A 17,241-nucleotide genomic window follows, 5' to 3' on the forward strand; every position below is an offset into this window, starting at 1 on the left:
AATATTTACCATAAGATGTTTACGTACGCTCAAAATGGTTGTTATTTCAAGAATACTAGATCGCCCATTCCATGTAACATTTTTTAGCATAGAACGTCAATACAACGAGATGAAAAAGGAGAAAGTTTGCAATGAAGCATATTATCTTTGATTTTGATGGGACGCTGGCAGATTCTACTGCCGTGTTTGCATCAGCATGGAATACTTTAGCCCAAAAATATAAATTTAAAGGCATTGAATTGAAGGAAATTGATACATTAAAAAAATTATCAATTTCAGAACGCAGTAAATTATTTGACTTCCCAATGTATAAGTTGCCTATGATTTTACCGCAATTTTATAAATTGTATCGTCAATCATTAAATGATGTTCATCTTTTCGAGGGAATGAAGGAAGTATTAATAGAGATTGATAAAAGAGGCTATAAAATCCTGATTATTTCCTCAAATTCTAAAGAGAATATTTTAGAATTTCTTAAAATGAACGGTATTCATTGTGTAGCAGATGTACTTTGCTCCAACCGCATTTTTGGTAAAGACAAAGTAATGAAAAAGTTTTTAAAGGAAGCGAATGTCGACTCGTCTGACGTCGTATACATTGGAGACGAACAAAGGGATATTGTTGCGTGTAAGAAAGCTGGTGTACCAATTATTTGGGTGGAATGGGGCTATGATGCCAAAGAGGTCGTGCAAAATGACGAACCTGAATACAGTGTCACAACACCACAGGAAATTTTAGAGATCATTTAATCATGAAAAAGGATAATAGCACTTGTCTATTATCCTTTTTATATAACTATCCTTTGATGTCACTAATTTGCATTAGCTTTTCTGCTGTACGATTAACCCCTTTATAGGCATCTGTTAATTCATGCATACTCGCAGCAAACTGCTGTGTAAACGCTGCAATTTGATTAGATGATGCATTGACCTGATCGATGGATTGTTTAATGTTTTCTAGTTGCACAGTTATACTATTAGCACTTTCTGTACTACTCTGGGACATTTTTTGTATTTCAGACGCGACCACCGCGAAGCCACGCCCATGCTCACCTGAACGTGCCGCTTCTATCGATGCGTTTAGACCAAGGATTCTCGATTTCATCGCTAAATCTTTTACTAAATTGACAATCACATTAATTTGTTCAATATCACCTGTCATCGTTTCTGAGAAATTAGATAGCTCTTCCAGACGATTGGAGACATCCTTACTGGCAATGGCTAATCCTTCATTTGTAGCTGTCATTTCTTCTACAGCACTTGAAAGCTCGGTTGCCAATAGACGCATACTATCCATTTTTTCGTTCGAAATAATGGCACTTACTACGCCAATAATACGTCCTCCTTCAAAAATAGGCTGGGCAGAGGCGATATAGGCCATACCAAAACCTTCTGCACTACGCTCCTCTTTCACAAATTTCCCTGAACTTAACGCTATTTCTGTTGCTGTACCTCGATATTTATGTACTGGGTCACCAACCCCAACTTTTAAATCAACCTTTTTTCCTGGTTTGTAGGCAAGCACGCTTTCCGTATCTGCCACGATGACACAAGCATCCTCTGGGTAAGTTGCTTGGTATAAATCAATCGAATCAATTGTTGCTTGTAGTTTAGGATGCATTGTCTTTTCCTCCCTAAAATTTTCTGAACTGTATCAATTTAACTATAGCATGCGATCCAAAAAAAGACACCAACGTGCAGTGGTGTCTCGATACAACATTATGATTTTTTCAATAATTCTACATATTTTTCTGCCGTTCGAATTTCAATTGTTAGAGAATTGTCCTTATAGCTTGCCTTAATTAAAAATGGTACATCATTTGAGTTTTGAAACCTAAAATCTAACGTATCATAAGAAACCGTAGCATCTCTTCCTTTTGGGACATATCCTACATCTAACGAATGATGATGGCGCTCAACATATTTGATGGGAATTTGGTCAACTGCATTAAACAAGGTGGAAGAAGTTTGACAGATTCCACCACCAATTCCCATGACTACCTTCTTATTAATAATTTCAGGTGCGGGTTGATAGCCATTTGCCTCATCTCTTGGACCTACAATTGTATTAAAAGAAAAATAATCGCCACTTCCTACGATCACATTATGAATGGCTCCGGCAGAAAGCTCTATATTTTTATTTCTTCCTAAATCAGCACGATTGAAATATGTCGTATAAGATGCAACAACTACTTCCTCTAATAATGGAAGGTCCTCAAAATTATAGCCACTTTCTGTTATATAGAGCGGCATTTCTACCTGCCCCCCAGTCGCAGAAGCTTCGATAATACGCTCGACTAGCTCACTTTCCTTTAAAATGATTTGCGGCTTCCCCTTGATCACTTGCCCGTTTTCATCCAAACGATCAAGCATCATACGCTGATCATAGCCATTTGATGTGTCCGTTCCTCTCGCCCATTCCCTTGCTAATTGCTCTAGATGTTTTTGATAGGCTAGTGGGTCTGTATCAAAGCCAAACTCCTTTGGAGATATCGTTTTAAGTACCTTACTCGTAGTTGGATCAACAACCTCTACAATAGGATCAATCATTTGTTCTTGTTCATATGTAACAGGTTGCTGTACTTCCTCACGTTGTTGAATTTCTTGTTCTAGCTTGTTATGATGGACTGCTTCTTTTTCACAACCAACTAGACCCATCATACAGATAACGCAGCATGTAGCTAACCACTTCTTTTTCAACCATAAACACCACCTCTATCTTCATACTACAGTGACATCTTATTCGTCTATTGCTCATAGTGTGTTGTTTTTTGGTTATTTTATTTGTCAAGACAGCAAAAACTCGCTACATTATCCTTACGCCTGACATAACTCCAGATTGTTTGAGGTTTTGAAAGATGAACATCAACGTGTAAAGTTGTTTTTTCATCCCCATTCCTGTACTTGATTAACATTTTAAAGTTTGCCGATGATTTAGGAGGAATGATTCGAGAAAAAGAGCATCTACTAGCTATCCCAAAAGCCAATAGATACTCTTTCTTTTTCAACTCTATTTTATAAACAGACTTTTATTTTTGAATAAACATTTGTGTCCAGTAGTTACCGTCCTGTACATAGCCTACACCAATATGCGTGTAGCTTTTATTAAGGATATTGGCACGGTGTCCTTCACTGTTCATCCAGGCCGTTACAACTTCCTGTGCGGAGCGTTGGCCCTTCGCGATATTTTCGCCAGCAGATTTATACGTAATACCGAAGTTTTTCATCATTGTAAAAGGTGTACCATACGTTGGACTTGTATGGTCAAAGTAATTTTTATCGTGCATATCTTGCGACTTATATTTAGCTACCCTTGATAGCTCCCAATCTTCTTGCAAAGCTGCCAGACCTGCTTTTGCCCGTTCTGCATTGACAAGTTTAACAACCTCTTGTTCAACTGTTGCCTGTTCTTTTACAGGGACGTTAATTTTTTGCCCTGGAGAAATTTGATTTGGGTTGGCAAGTTGTGGGTTGGCATCAATTAATTCCTGTACACCTGTTTCTGTTTTTAAAGCTATTTTCCATAGAGTATCACCAGATGTCACTGTATAGGATTCGGCGGCCATTGCCGCAACTGGCACTAATAATGAAGTTGCTACTACTGAAGCTAGTGCTGCTTTTTTTATTTTTTTAAACATGTTAATCATCCTTCCTAATTGCTCTACCATTATCGTAAATAGTTTCTGAGCCATAATCATCACAAAATATTTGGAAGGATTTTTACAATTGTATGACAAGCTCACCATATGTTTGGTTAAAGCCCTTTATCCCGCTATTCTTTACCATTCGGCTTGTCATCAAGTTGCAATATGTTTGTAATTGGCATACATTACTAATAGATTCAGCGATCAATAGCTGCACAATATATCCTATTTTGCTAATTGCTTACGCTGTAATCGATAAATTAAGAGAATATAGAGCCAATCATAAAAGAGCGTTGCTACAGAAATAATGGTAATTAATGGTGTGCGGAAGTATAGATAAAAGCCAACCGCTGCAAATAATGTACCCACCATCTTACAAACTGCTATCCCCATTGATTGACCAGCTAAATTCCCTCTTTGCAATAATAAAGCAATAAATAGTCCCGACATCATAAGATTTTGGAAGAATGCTACATACTTACCTTCGAAATCTTGAAATTCATAGACTATACCTAAAATGATCAGCATGCTAAAGATTAACGTGATCAAAAAGGAGAAATACAATAGCTTTTTTGATAGCATCTTACGATATTCATTTGGAGCATAACGTAAAAATTGCATCAAAATAAAGACATCCAATACAAACCAAATCAGCGTAATATAGCGTTGGAGGTCATTTTGTGGGTAGAAAAAGGCAAAGATAAATTCCCATGAAATATTGGCACAAATAGCAACCATAGGCATGCCATAGCTTTTATCTTGCCATCCCTTATAGATAACAAGTATATATGTAAAAATCCAAAAAAGACCCATGCCTACTTGGCAAATTAATAATATATCTCGGTCACTCAACATACACGCTCTCCCCCTCTCTAGCATTCCTTCTACTATATGAGGAAATCAATTCTTTATGTCTAAAAGTTTGCTAGACGGGTAAAGGAGTAGCTAAATATTAAATGACGGCAACCTATACATTCCATAAGCAATCCTATATAGTAAAACGAGGTGATTGAATGAAAATAAAAATGTATATAGATAATGAGCAAATTATCGCGGGGACTACCTTAAAAGATGAGATGGAAGTAGAACACAATAATATGGCTTTGCATAGTTGCCATGATGTTCAAGCTATCATTGACAATCGTCAACATTTAGCCACGACATTGAACTGTGATTTGCAAAATTTTATTTGTACAGAGCAAACACATAGTGCGAACTTTCATAAAGTCACATTAGCGGATCAAGGACGTGGAGCTGCGCAAATGGATACAGCGGTGAAGGATACAGACGCGCTTTATACAGTAGAGCCTAACTTACTATTATGTAGTTTTACGGCTGATTGCGTTCCAGTTATTTTCTATAATGCTGTGAATGGACTTGTCGGTGTGATTCATTCGGGATGGCAAGGAACAGTCAAAGAAATAACACCCAAGCTGTTTCAGCATCTAATGAATGAAGAACAGTGTCGACCTGAGGACTTTCATGTTCAAATCGGGATGGCGCTGAGTCAGCAGAAATTTGAGGTAGACGCAGATGTTTATGAAAAGTTTCACAGTCTTGGTTATGCCGAAGAATTTATGTATTACAATGCAGAAACGAAAAAATACCATATTGATAATCAGCAGACAGTTAAAAGGCAATGTGAGCTTGCGGGTATTCCAGCAAATCAAATACAAATTGATGAAACCTGTACATTCCTTAGTCCCGATGGCTTTTCTTATCGTCAAGATAAACAAGCTGGAAGACATTTAAGCTTTATTATGCGAAAAACACACTAACAGCAAAGACCCTTCTTATCGAATGGGTCTTTGCTGTTATTTTAAAGTACCTGTACTGATAATGGACGTTTCTACATGGACATTCACGTCTAATTTTCTAATAAGCTCTCTTGTTTTTTTCGATGTCCATTTTCCATGATGATACATTCTAAATTCTTCACTTAAGCCAGCTGGGTCTACCTCTGTTTTATTTAATCGCGCTAAAAATTCACTAATATCCTGTTCAAGCTGTTTATTTACATCTTTTTCCAGATCACTAATACTTTCAACTGTAAATAAATGTGATTCTCTTTCTCCCTTATATTCGCTTAGCGTACCCTTTATTTTTAAGAAAATCGTTAATTTGGGTGATTCCATATTTTTATTACTCTCTTTTTTCACACTGCTCTCGATTAAATCAATCATTACCTTTTCTTCTCCATGTCCTGCATTTAAATCAAGATGCAAAGGAGCAAGGTTTTTCTGTCCACTTAAAGCTTGAATAACTAGTGCTTCCTCAGGTTTAATTAATTCATGCATATGATTCCCTTTAAATATGGCAACGCCTTTAATCTCTAATTTTTCCCCACGTTTTTCAACATAGGGTAATACTGTATCAACTACTGGATTGGTAATCGAATACATAAAATCATGTATATTGGTATTTGGATTAAAAGCAGTATTTATACTAGGCTCTAATAGATTGTTCAAATAGAAAGTAATACTCGGCTTATCAGGATAATCCCCTTTTAAAATCGCTTCCGCATTATCCTTCACAACAGCTATCAATACTTTATTACCTACTTCCGCATTGCGATACAAGTGCTGAACGATTTTTCGAACATTCCCTTTCCGTGCAAAATCTTCATTTACTAAGACAACTCGCAATTGATTGAAGACTACTTTCTTATCGGATTGCTTTTCTATTTCCACGATGCCGCTTGATACTAAATCTGTTGTGATCGAAAAAATTTGTGTGTCTTTCTCTGCTTGTGGAGAATATTGGGGAATCGCTACTGTGAGTCTCATCTGGTCTTCATCGATATAGTCAAAAGCCATCGAGTCTACCATGCCAACATCCTCTAAAGGAACTTTTAATTCTTTTTTAGAACAGCCTGCGAGTAAAACTACAATCAAAAAAGAAATGATGCATAGACGCTTATTTTTCATATCTGCACCTGCTTTTTCCGAATAACATATATCAGGATTAAAAACACTGGCCAAATGACCAGCACATAGCCCACATAATTACTTGCCATAAATAATTTCTCTTGGAATTCACGCGAAAAGGGCATTTTTATAATAATAAAAATGATACAGGCGATGATATACAACTGATAACTTTGTTGCTTTTTCTTTTTAAGGAGGGTATCCACTCCCCGTTTTGCACACCATACATAGGCTGTGACAGAGGATAAGATGAGGAAAACCCAAAGCGTAATGCCAATGATATCGATTCGTTCAATAAAGGTAAATTCTCCTGCCTTAAATAGGTTTAATACTGAAAACTCTACATTTTTTAATTGCCACTCTGAATAATACATGACGCTAATAGCAGTTGTAATAAAACATAAAGCTATACTAATCCAAATGCCGATTAAGGAATGACGAAATGCCTTTTTTTGATCGATGATATAGGGAAAATAAAATAGAATTAATTCGTAACCCAGTATAGAAAAATAACCTTGCTTTAACGCTTCATAAAATTCCTTAGGCGTAAAATTAAATAGAGGCAAAAAATGACTTGGATCACCCTTTTCAATAGCCCAGCGCGTAAAATAGACTAATCCAATTGTGATAAAAAATGTCATCACACAAAATCGTGCAATTGATTTAATACCCCCACTTACAATGTAAATTAGTAGCAGTAAAAAGCAAAGGACAGGCATGGTGATGGTTTGTTCCTGCAATGCTGTACTTTGAATTAAGTGCATATAATTACTAATAATCCCTGCACTAAAAACAATAAATTGAATAATGACAAGTAGATTTATAAATTTTCCGAGCCATTTTCCCAATAATATTTCATTCATTCGAAATAAATCATCGTTGGGAAACTTCGAACAAAGCCATACCATCGCAAATAGTGTCAGGCTAGCAATCACACCAAAGAGAAGAGGCATAAATGATTGTGTATAGCCCATAGGACTTAATTTCTGGGGGAGCGAAAGGATACCGGTACCAATCATAATACTTTGCGCTAAGAAGATGACATGATAACGATTTAACACCTTTCCTTTTGTTTTATTCAAAGTTAACCACCTCATTCCCATTCTGACACTATTTTTTCTGTGCTTTTGAAATACCAGTTTTACTTCTTATATATTTAGTTGGAAATCGCATGACACTATCCAATAAATCGCTTGGCTTTCTTGGAATGGCAGGTGTCATATAATGCGTTCCTAAAGATTTGAGACTTAATAAATGGTGGATTAACCACGCAAAGGCGAGCATCTGTCCAAACAAGCCGAATAATCCTGCTGATAAGATAAAAATATAACGGATAAATCGGCTCGTATTACTCATTAAGAAAATTGGCGGTAAGAAGGAAAGTAGCGCAGAGGTAGCGACTAATACAATGAGTATATTACTGAGTAATCCAGCTTCTACGGCCGCAGTACCAATTACAATACCTCCTACGATACCAATTGTTTGTCCGACCTTGGCAGGCATTCGGGAGCCCGCTTCTCGCAACACTTCAATAATAAGCTCGATAAATAACACTTCAATCAGTGGTGGAAAAGGTACTTTACTTCTTGATTCTTGAAGATTTAGTAATAATTCATATGGCAAAATTTCTGGATGAAAAGTTAAGGCTGATATATACATTGGTGTAATCATGATCGTTAAGAAAAAACCAAAAAAGCGCAACATCCTTAATAAAGATGCTGTTGTCCAACGGTTGTAGTAATCCTCAATCGACACGAACATTTCAAAGAAAGATGTGGGACAGACAATAGCTAGTTGACTATTATCCATAAAAACGACGATTCTCCCATCCAGAAGATAACGGCAAATACTATCTGGACGGACTGTCATATAGTATTGAGGAAAGGGCGATAATGGATTATCCTCTATTAATTGCTTCAACACGGATATATCTGTAAATAACGGATAATCTACCTGGTCAATACGGTTTCTTAGATCATCTAAATTTTCATGGCTCACGATATTATCCATATACATAATTGATATTTTAATATTGGCTTCAGACCCTACAATTCGGTTTTCATTTTTTAGCATAGAGCTTTGAATACGTCTTCGCACTAACGAAATATTCGTTTCTAGTGATTCCGTAAATGCATCCTGTGGACCAATTACAGTTGACTCTGTTTCCGTATCCGTAATGGCCCTTGTAGGCGCACTATACGTATCGATGCTTAATAGGGCATTGGTTTCGTGGAAAAAAAGAAGGGTTTGCCCCGCATTCAATTTTTTAACGACACCCTGCACATCCTTCGGGTCAACATATTGAGCCATTTGGTGTATTTGTTTCAAATTATTAGCTAATGGAATCGTCACCATGGTTTGTAAGGTCATTTTCTCGATGAGTGAGGAGAAATAAATGACCGTCACATCCCCTTCCTCTGTATCGATCATTTTCAGTTTTACATCATCGACTTCGTTAATCTCCTGCTTTAATTTAGCGACAATCTGCTCGGGTATCTCGTTCATTTGCGCTCCACCCCTTTGTTCCGATAAATACCAGTTCATATTTTCAGTTTTATTAGTTTGTCTTTTTTTCATTTAATTATGTAAAAATTGTGCTAGCAAAAATAGCCATACAAAAAGGATGCATCCCAATTAGAGATACATCCTTAAAGGTTATTCTATAGAATCTTTGCTGTATCGGTTTTTACCAATACCAAATACATAGTAGCTAATTGTTACGAGAACTAAGAAAATAATGCCCACTATTAATGACACGCGTGTATCATCATTGAACCACATGCCGACTAGTACCATGATTAAAAAGATAATGGTTACATAGTTTGTAATCGGTGCGAACGGCATTTTGAAAGGATGCTTTGCTAGCTGCGCTCCCTTTGCTTTTCTAAAACGAATTTGACTTATTAAAATGATAAACCATGGAATCATCCCTGGTAAAACACTTGCACTATACACATAAACAAATAAGTTTTCAGGGGCTATATAACTTAGGATAACACCTATGACTAATCCAACTAGTACACCCGCTGTTCCAAATAAAGGCACGCCATTACTAGAAAGCTTAGCGAAAAATTTTGGTGCTTGACCATTCATAGCAAGAGTATATAACATACGTCCAGCACTATAAATTCCACTGTTACACCCTGACATCGCCGCTGTGATGACGACGAAATTAATAATACCTGCAGCAGCTGTGATACCCACCTTAGCAAATGTCGCCACGAAAGGACTACCAATTGTGCCAAGCTCATCCCAAGGATACACTGTAACAATAACAAAAATTGCACCGATATAGAAAATTAAAATACGCCAAATAATGCTTTGGATGGCATTGGTAATCGTTTGTTGAGGATTCTTTGCTTCACCTGCTGTAATCCCAATAAGCTCCACCCCTTGATAGGCAGCAACGACTAAAGATAAGGCAAAGAAGAAGCCTGTCCAACCACCCGTAAAGAAACCACCGTGACGCCACAGATTAGATAAGCCTATTGCTATCCCATCATTGCCAAAGCCAAAGAAGATGAGTCCGACGCCTGCAATAATCATTAAAATAATTGTAACGATTTTAATCATCGCAAACCAAAATTCAAATTCACCAAATGATTTGACAGATATGAAGTTCGCCACACCTAAAATCACCATTGCAATTAAACCAGGTATCCAAGCTGGTAATTCTGGATACCAATATTGCATATACGTTCCTACTGCTATAATTTCAGACATCCCAACAATAACCCATTGGAACCAGTTACTCCACGCTGTTAAATACCCTGCTAAAGGATGAATATATTTATAGCCAAATGTGGCAAAAGAGCCTGTACTTGGCTCCATATAAAGCATCTCACCCATTGCCCTCATAATGAAAAAAATAAAAATACCTGCAATACCATAGGCAAGGAGTACAGAAGGTCCTGTCCATTGAATAGCACTTGCTGAGCCCATAAATAGCCCTACACCAATCGTACCGCCAAGTGCAATCATTTGAATATGACGTGCTTCTAATCCTCTTTTCAATTCCTTATTGGCCACTCCATAACGCCTCTTTTCTGATGTAATTTCTACGTTGACTATCCTTTAAAAAGCATAAACAATTATTCTAAAAAAGACAAATGTATTTTTAGGAAAAACAAAAATTAATGATAATTTGATAGTTTCAGCAAATTGCCCTCTTTTATTTCATAAAACTCTGAAAATTCACTCCTTTAAATTTTATTTCACAAAAGTAATTGATTATCAAAAGGATATAGCGCCACAGATGAGACTCTTGAGCGAACGCGAGTGAAGCGGCTCATCGAACGCTGGCGGAACGGAAAGCAACCCCACTCTTTGCCAAAAAATCTTTTTCTGCTATAGATACGATTTTTTTGCTCAATCCATCCCTTTAATACAAGGAAAACACAAAAAACTCTATTCCCAATTTAACGAAAGGAATAGAGTTTACGTCTTTATTGTAGTAATGTTTGTTCCTGTAATTTTGCAGAGAAGTATTTACGTGCATCTGCTGTTAGAATTTGTAGCAATGTCACTTCTTCTTGACGAGCAAATTCTACAAACATCCCACTTAAATTCTCGTAGACATATTTGATTTTAAAGCCACTATCTAAATAATGATCTACTTTTTGAATTTCCTCTGTGCTTTGTTGGAATTCAGACATGCCATCACCTCACCTTCTTTTGAAAATGTCTTGATGTTGTCTCTCTTACTCGGCACCCTTCATCTCTAACAGAGGATCTGGTTGCTCCACCAGTTCATCTTCATCTGGGACCGCCGCTGGAGCTGCTGGTTGGCCAAATATTTCGTCTAAATTATGTCCGACTGTAATACCTAAATATTTTGCATCGCTTGGATCATCTAGCTCAGCTTGTGGATACTTTTTAAACCACCAATACTTCGCTAATACATAATATACAATCGCCCCTACAGCGAACCCTACTAAAGAAGAGTAAGTTGAAAAAATATTGGCCACTGCACCGCCGATTACCCAGGCGATTAACCCAGCCATATTAAAGCCCTTATAATATTTAAATTGCCCGTCTAATTCATAAAGCTCTTTTACATGTACGCGCCGTTTACGAATCAGGTAGTAATCAGCAAATAAGATCCCTACAATCGCTGTTAAAATACCGCCAATGATTAATAGGACATTGACCATGACATCAAATAGACTCCAAGGCTGTGCAAGAATACCAATAATCCCCGCAATCACAACCCCTACCCAGAATGGCACTTTCGGTCCACCGATATTAGAGAAAATAGTAGCTGCTGGGACAACGTTGGCAGAGGTATTTGTCGACCATTGTGCTAATACAATCATCAGCAATAGAATCCCAAGAATAAAGCCGCTTGCACTTTGCTGTAAGGCATTAATTGGATCTGCCGATGCAACTGCCATATAGCAAACAGCACCAATTGTCACAATGAATGTATTTGTGATGGGCATGACAATTAAAGAGCCTACAAGCTGTGTTTTATTACGCTTGAACCAATTACGCTCATTTTTAGGTGCCTTAAAGAATCGGGACAAGGACGGCATATCAGCTGCTAGTGTTGCCCAAAAGCCCATATTTGCCATCACCACTACCATAAAGGCGGTAAAAGCAGCGAAGCCTGTTGTTGGGGTTTCCACCCACGTCCAAATATTTTTCCCCTGAGATGTTGCATTATCTGCCAATGTGTAATACATCCAACAAGAAATTAAAATAATGACAGGGGCTGCTAAATCAGCAAAGCGCTCAATGGATTTAATACCGAGTGATGTATTAAAGAGTTGAAGTGCTGCAAACACAAGGAAGCAAATAAACCAATTATCAAAGCCAAACAATAAATTTAAAATTCCGTTTATTGCTAATGCACCAAAATACGTATTCAAACCAAACCAACAGGCAGCTGTAACACCACGTACAAGGGAAGGTATATGCGTACCGAATGTGCCAAATGGTGCGCGCATATAAACAGGGAAAGATAATCCATGCTCTATGCCGATATCACCAATTAACGTCATAAAGACGCCGATTAAACAAGAACCTACCAATGTTGCCACAATCACCATTGGTAAGGATAAATTCATGATAGCCGAACCACCAATGGCAAAAGCCGCTAATACAATTGCCATTCCTATCCAAATCACTGCAAAACCAAATGTTCCAATATTTCTTTGTTGATGTGTCACTGGAAGTAAATCTGGGGATTTTAAATAATTCCCTTCACGTTCCATAATGTTTCTCTCCTTTTTTTCTAATTTCCGTGACAACCTACTTGAAGTGCCTTCCTTCACCCAAAAATGCTGAAGGAAGGTGGAATTTCGATTTTAATCTTTATTCAAAATTGAACATAGGTGCTTTATTTTGATAGACTGCTCAGAAGTGATTGGCGTTCATTCCATGTCATTGATGGAATTGTGGATGGACGTTCAACCATTGAAATGGCGCCATCGACAGGACAAACAATTGAGCATAAATTACAGCCTACACAGTCTTCCTCACGAACCTTTAGCATTGGACGACCATCCTCCGTATAAAGGTCAATACATTGATGGGATGTATCCTCACAAGCAATATGGCATTTATTGCAATTAATACAAACATCATTATTAATTTCTGCAACAATTTTATAATTTAAATCTAAATCACCCCAGTTTGAATACCTTTGCACAGAGCGACCAACTAAATCCATGACTGAAGCTAGACCTTTCTCATCTAAGTAGTTATTCAGCCCATCAATCATATCCTCCACAATACTAAAGCCATGATGCATTGCTGCTGTACAAACCTGTACGCCTGTCGCACCCATTAGGATAAATTCCGCTGCATCTTGCCAATTGGAGATCCCCCCAATGCCGGAAATCGGTACATTGACTAATGGATTACGAGCACATTCTGCAACCATGTTCAGTGCAATTGGTTTAACCGCTGGGCCACAATAGCCCCCATGAGCTCCTTTGCCAGCCACATGTGGTATGGTATTCCAAGAGTCTAAATCAACACCTGCTAAACTATTAATCGTATTGATCATACTCACAGCATCTGCGCCACCTCGTGTTGCCGCTTCGGCCGTCACGGTAATATCCGTAATGTTTGGCGTTAGTTTAACAATGACAGGTGTACGTGCCGCTTCCTTTACCCAGTACGTTTGTTTTTCCACCAATTCAGGGACTTGACCAGAGGCAGAACCCATGCCTCGTTCTGCCATCCCATGTGGACAACCAAAATTAAGCTCAAGACCATCAACCCCCACATCTTCTACTCGTTTGACAATTTCATGCCATTTTTCTTGCTTTGGTTCCACCATTAACGAGGCAATAATTGCGTGATTAGGAAATTTCTTTTTCGTCTCATAAATTTCTTGTAAATTCACTTCTAATGGCCGATCCGTAATTAATTCAATATTATTAAAACCTGCCACACGTTGGCCATTATAGCTAACGGCTGCAAAACGGGAAGACACATTTAAAATCGGTTCTCCTAACGTTTTCCAGACTGCGCCACCCCAGCCCGCTTCAAATGCACGCTGTACTTGATAGCCTGAATTCGTTGGTGGAGCAGATGCTAGCCAAAATGGATTCGGCGATTTGATACCCGCTAAATTAATGCGTAAGTCTGCCATATAAGTTCCCCCTCTATCCGTACTAACAATCTTTTGTCAACTGAAAGCATAGTGCCAGATACAGGCTGTATGACCATCATTTCAAAACATCGAATCATGTATTCTTTCAGATGGGGGATTAACAGCCTGTAAAAACCCGATTGGTGAATCTATCAATCAGTGGAGCCTCCACTGATTGAAGGTTCACTTTATGCAATCTCACTTGGTTTTCTTAAGCGTTCATGAATCTTATATGCTGCATCTTTTCCTTGCTGTACAGCGGTCACTACCATCGCTTCACCCTGTCCATTGCCAAAGACAACATCTCCACATGCAAATACCTTGTCATTGGACGTTTGCATTGTTGTCTCATCAATATCGACAACACCATTTGTATGAGCTAAACCAAAGGCTTCAATTAACGATACAAAACGAGTTTGCCCGATGGCTTTAATAACAGCATCCACTTCAATGATAAAATTGGAGCCCTTAACTTCTTCTGGGCGTTGTCGACCATCAGGACCCGCCTCACCGAGCTTCATTTTCACACATTCAATCCCTGTCACCTTACCTGCTTCATCGCCGATAATTTTCTTTGGTGCCGTTAGCCATTTAAATTCCACGCCATCCTGCTTGGCAAATTCATACTCAAATTTGTATGCCGTCATTTCTTTTTGTGTTCTTCTATAAAGAATTTGTACATTGTCTGCGCCTAAACGTACCGCACTTGTAGCACCGTCAATCGCCGTGTTTCCAGCACCGATTACAGCTACCCGTTTCCCTACAATATCATTTGTAAGCGGTCCCATTTTTGTTTTTCGAATAAACTCAATTGCATCATGTACCCCTTCTAAATCTTCCCCGTCAATGCCCAGATTCGGGACAGCACCCATGCCAACAGCTAAAATCACACTATCATAGTGCGCCAAAATTTCATCAGCAGAAATATCCACACCTACAGCTGTATTCGTTTGAATGTCCACCCCGAGCTGTTCAATCTGCTCGACTTCCCAATCTACCACATCATTTGGTAATCGAAACGCTACAATTCCATAGCTTCCTAAGCCACCAGCCTTTGCTTCAGCCTCATAGATAGTTACTTGATAGCCTAAGCGACTGAGTTCACGTGCTGCCGACAAACCAGCAGGACCTGCCCCTACAATGGCTACTTTCTGTCCATTATGTGGACCTGCCTTAAATAGCTGAGCATTGGTTTCCATTGCCCAATCCGTTGCATAACGTTGTAACTCACCAATTTTAATGGGCTTTGTTGAAGAATTTAAGACACACGCCCCTTCACACAGTTCTTCCGTTGGACAAACTCTTGCACAGCTTGCACCAATTGGGTTTGCTTCTAATATAGTCGTCGCAGAACCCTTCATATTACCAGATGCAATTTTTTTTATGAAATTTGGTATTTGAATACTTGTTGGACATGCTTTAATACATGGTGCGTCGTAGCAATACAAACAACGATTGGCTTCCTCAATAGCCTCATTTTTTGTCATCTTACCTTTTAATTCTACAAAATTACGTCTAAGCTGCACGGTCATTGCATTTTCTTGAATCGGAGCCATTTCCACATCCCCCTCATGTGTTCATTTTTTCCAATACTCTAATTACGAAACCGATTGCTTTGCTCTCCAGTCAAAACAATCGGTCCTATCCTACAGGAAGCTAAATGTTTAGTGCTTCCGCAGCTACTGTTTTTAATGGACGTTTAATGTATCGCCCACTGCCAAGTACCCCTACAAATTCTTTATTTTTAATGACATATTCCCCACGTACGAGTACACTAACAGGCTCACCTGTTACCTCCCAGCCTTCATATGGGTTATAGTCCACATTCATATGGTGTGTTTTAGCCGAAATTTGGCGCTGTGCCTCTGGGTCAAAAATGACGATATCCGCATCTGAACCAATTGCAATCGTTCCTTTTTGCGGGAATAAGCCAAATATTTTTGCGGCACTAGTAGAGATCATATCAACAAATTCATTGATGGAAATTCTACCTTTTGCCACGCCCTCTGAGTATAAAATACTGAAGCGGTCTTCAATGAATGGCCCGCCATTTGGAATTTTCGAGAAATCATTTAAGCCTAGCTGCTTTTTACCCTTAAAGCTAAAGGAGCATTGGTCTGAGCCGATTGTCTGAAGCTGTTTCGCCTTTAAGGCATTCCATAAATGTTCCTGATGATATTTAGGTCGAAGTGGAGGTGACCAAACATATTTGGCTCCCTCAAAGCCAGGTTGTGCTAATGCTGATTGATCGAGCGTTAAATACGGTGGACAAGTTTCACCATAAACATCATAGCCCTTCTCACGGGCAGCGATAATTTCATCTACCGCTTCTTTACATGTCACATGCACCACATAGAGCTTCGCACCAGCTATATGAGCTAATTCGATAGCACGCTTTGTTGCCTCGCCCTCCAATTCAGCTGGACGAGTCAGTGCATGATAGATGGGTTCCTTATGTCCTGCACGTCTTGCTTCCTCTACTAGTTCATCAATAACAGAGCCATTTTCACAATGGACCATCACAAGCGCACCGAGATCCTTGGCGATTTTAAAGGCTTTAAATAGTGTACGATCTGTCGCTTGAAATTCTTTTGCATACGCCATAAAAACTTTTACAGAGGTAATGCCCTCTTGCTCCAATAGCTGCGGTAATTCGGCTTCGGTTTCAGGTGTTAAATCACCAATCATCAAGTGGAAGCCATAGTCAATAGCTGACTTTCCTTTTGCCTTGTCATGCCATTTCTCTACTGCTGTCGATAATTTTTCTTCCCCTGCTGTTAAGCAGAAATCTAAAATAGTAGTTGTCCCACCAAAAGCTGCTGCAATGGTGCCTGATTTCCAATCATCATCTGTCACCGTATTATTAAATGGCATGTCTAAATGCGTATGGGGATCAATGCCACCAGGCAATACGTACTTGCCTGTAGCATCAATAATTTCAGCGCCAGCATCCGTTAAATTTTGTCCAATTTGAACAATTTTACCGTTATCAATTAAAATATCTGCCTCAAATACATCAGCAGCTGTTGCTACTCTTCCACCTTTAATGATTTTTTTCACTATGCCTC

At 38.6% G+C, this 17,241-nt stretch carries 15 protein-coding genes; 2 read left to right on the forward strand and 13 right to left on the reverse strand.

Going from position 1 to position 17,241, the window contains the following annotated elements; genetic code table 11:
- Positions 1-131: 131 nt before the first annotated feature.
- Positions 132-749: an HAD-IA family hydrolase gene (locus CD31_RS10965; RefSeq protein ID WP_016995506.1), complete on the forward strand. Its 618-nt coding sequence runs from the start codon at positions 132-134 to the stop codon at positions 747-749.
- Between the two features lie 46 nt (positions 750-795).
- Here CD31_RS10965 and CD31_RS10970 read toward each other — a convergent pair whose 3' ends face one another.
- The 4 genes from CD31_RS10970 to CD31_RS10985 form a co-directional block, all read right to left on the reverse strand.
- Complete coding sequence (locus CD31_RS10970) at positions 796-1,620, reverse strand: methyl-accepting chemotaxis protein (protein WP_016995448.1); 825 nt, start codon at positions 1,618-1,620, stop codon at positions 796-798.
- 98 nt (positions 1,621-1,718) lie between these two features.
- Positions 1,719-2,699: a VanW family protein gene (locus tag CD31_RS10975; RefSeq protein ID WP_036077617.1), complete on the reverse strand. Its 981-nt coding sequence runs from the start codon at positions 2,697-2,699 to the stop codon at positions 1,719-1,721.
- 329 nt (positions 2,700-3,028) lie between these two features.
- The gene (locus CD31_RS10980; RefSeq protein WP_036077619.1) at positions 3,029-3,637 is read right to left on the reverse strand and encodes a CAP domain-containing protein; all 609 of its coding nucleotides are present in this window, start codon (positions 3,635-3,637) and stop codon (positions 3,029-3,031) included.
- 231 nt (positions 3,638-3,868) lie between these two features.
- The gene (locus CD31_RS10985) at positions 3,869-4,498 is read right to left on the reverse strand and encodes a transmembrane-type terpene cyclase (protein ID WP_036077621.1); all 630 of its coding nucleotides are present in this window, start codon (positions 4,496-4,498) and stop codon (positions 3,869-3,871) included.
- Positions 4,499-4,656: 158 nt separating this feature from the next.
- On the opposite strand from CD31_RS10985, the gene pgeF reads away from it, so the two are divergent.
- Entirely contained in the window at positions 4,657-5,421 is a 765-nt protein-coding gene (gene pgeF / locus CD31_RS10990) for a peptidoglycan editing factor PgeF (RefSeq protein WP_036077623.1), read from the forward strand.
- 36 nt (positions 5,422-5,457) lie between these two features.
- Here the strand turns inward: pgeF and CD31_RS10995 are convergent, their stop codons facing one another.
- The 9 genes from CD31_RS10995 to hydA form a co-directional block, all read right to left on the reverse strand.
- Positions 5,458-6,570 (reverse strand): Ger(x)C family spore germination protein, encoded by a 1,113-nt coding sequence (locus CD31_RS10995; protein ID WP_036077625.1) that lies wholly within the window; start codon positions 6,568-6,570, stop codon positions 5,458-5,460.
- Positions 6,567-7,652, reverse strand: a complete 1,086-nt coding sequence (locus CD31_RS11000; RefSeq protein WP_036077627.1) for a GerAB/ArcD/ProY family transporter — start codon at positions 7,650-7,652, stop codon at positions 6,567-6,569. The genes CD31_RS10995 and CD31_RS11000 overlap by 4 nt, the downstream gene beginning before the upstream one ends.
- A 28-nt stretch (positions 7,653-7,680) precedes the next feature.
- On the reverse strand, positions 7,681-9,075 hold the full coding sequence (locus CD31_RS11005) for a spore germination protein (RefSeq protein WP_052125372.1): 1,395 nt from the start codon (positions 9,073-9,075) through the stop codon (positions 7,681-7,683).
- Between the two features lie 150 nt (positions 9,076-9,225).
- Positions 9,226-10,599: an amino acid permease gene (locus tag CD31_RS11010; protein ID WP_036077633.1), complete on the reverse strand. Its 1,374-nt coding sequence runs from the start codon at positions 10,597-10,599 to the stop codon at positions 9,226-9,228.
- A gap of 416 nt (positions 10,600-11,015) precedes the next feature.
- A complete protein-coding gene (locus CD31_RS11015; RefSeq protein WP_016995612.1) occupies positions 11,016-11,225 on the reverse strand; it encodes a hypothetical protein in 210 nt (69 codons plus the stop codon).
- A 45-nt stretch (positions 11,226-11,270) separates the two neighbouring features.
- Positions 11,271-12,785, reverse strand: coding sequence for an NCS1 family transporter (locus CD31_RS11020; protein ID WP_036077635.1), 1,515 nt, complete (start codon positions 12,783-12,785; stop codon positions 11,271-11,273).
- A gap of 125 nt (positions 12,786-12,910) precedes the next feature.
- Positions 12,911-14,173, reverse strand: a complete 1,263-nt coding sequence (gene preA, locus CD31_RS11025) for an NAD-dependent dihydropyrimidine dehydrogenase subunit PreA (RefSeq protein WP_016995346.1) — start codon at positions 14,171-14,173, stop codon at positions 12,911-12,913.
- A 188-nt stretch (positions 14,174-14,361) separates the two neighbouring features.
- A complete protein-coding gene (locus tag CD31_RS11030) occupies positions 14,362-15,729 on the reverse strand; it encodes an NAD(P)-dependent oxidoreductase (RefSeq protein WP_052125373.1) in 1,368 nt (455 codons plus the stop codon).
- A gap of 100 nt (positions 15,730-15,829) precedes the next feature.
- Entirely contained in the window at positions 15,830-17,233 is a 1,404-nt protein-coding gene (gene hydA / locus CD31_RS11035; protein WP_036077638.1) for a dihydropyrimidinase, read from the reverse strand.
- Positions 17,234-17,241 lie beyond the last annotated feature (8 nt).

Source organism: Lysinibacillus boronitolerans JCM 21713 = 10a = NBRC 103108 (genome assembly GCF_000772935.1).
Lineage (GTDB): Bacteria > Bacillota > Bacilli > Bacillales_A > Planococcaceae > Lysinibacillus > Lysinibacillus boronitolerans.

What these genes read in the sequence shown, in the direction of transcription:
- CD31_RS11030 (WP_052125373.1), bottom strand. Translation starts at nt 15,729, where the DNA reads ATGGCTCCGATTCAAGAAAATGCAATGACCGTGCAGCTTAGACGTAAT.
- CD31_RS11020 (WP_036077635.1), bottom strand. Translation starts at nt 12,785, where the DNA reads ATGGAACGTGAAGGGAATTATTTAAAATCCCCAGATTTACTTCCAGTG.
- preA (WP_016995346.1), bottom strand. Translation starts at nt 14,173, where the DNA reads ATGGCAGACTTACGCATTAATTTAGCGGGTATCAAATCGCCGAATCCA.
- CD31_RS11015 (WP_016995612.1), bottom strand. Translation starts at nt 11,225, where the DNA reads ATGTCTGAATTCCAACAAAGCACAGAGGAAATTCAAAAAGTAGATCAT.
- CD31_RS10980 (WP_036077619.1), bottom strand. Translation starts at nt 3,637, where the DNA reads ATGTTTAAAAAAATAAAAAAAGCAGCACTAGCTTCAGTAGTAGCAACT.
- CD31_RS10995 (WP_036077625.1), bottom strand. Translation starts at nt 6,570, where the DNA reads ATGAAAAATAAGCGTCTATGCATCATTTCTTTTTTGATTGTAGTTTTA.
- CD31_RS10965 (WP_016995506.1), top strand. Translation starts at nt 132, where the DNA reads ATGAAGCATATTATCTTTGATTTTGATGGGACGCTGGCAGATTCTACT.
- pgeF (WP_036077623.1), top strand. Translation starts at nt 4,657, where the DNA reads ATGAAAATAAAAATGTATATAGATAATGAGCAAATTATCGCGGGGACT.
- CD31_RS10970 (WP_016995448.1), bottom strand. Translation starts at nt 1,620, where the DNA reads ATGCATCCTAAACTACAAGCAACAATTGATTCGATTGATTTATACCAA.
- CD31_RS11005 (WP_052125372.1), bottom strand. Translation starts at nt 9,075, where the DNA reads ATGAACGAGATACCCGAGCAGATTGTCGCTAAATTAAAGCAGGAGATT.
- CD31_RS10985 (WP_036077621.1), bottom strand. Translation starts at nt 4,498, where the DNA reads ATGTTGAGTGACCGAGATATATTATTAATTTGCCAAGTAGGCATGGGT.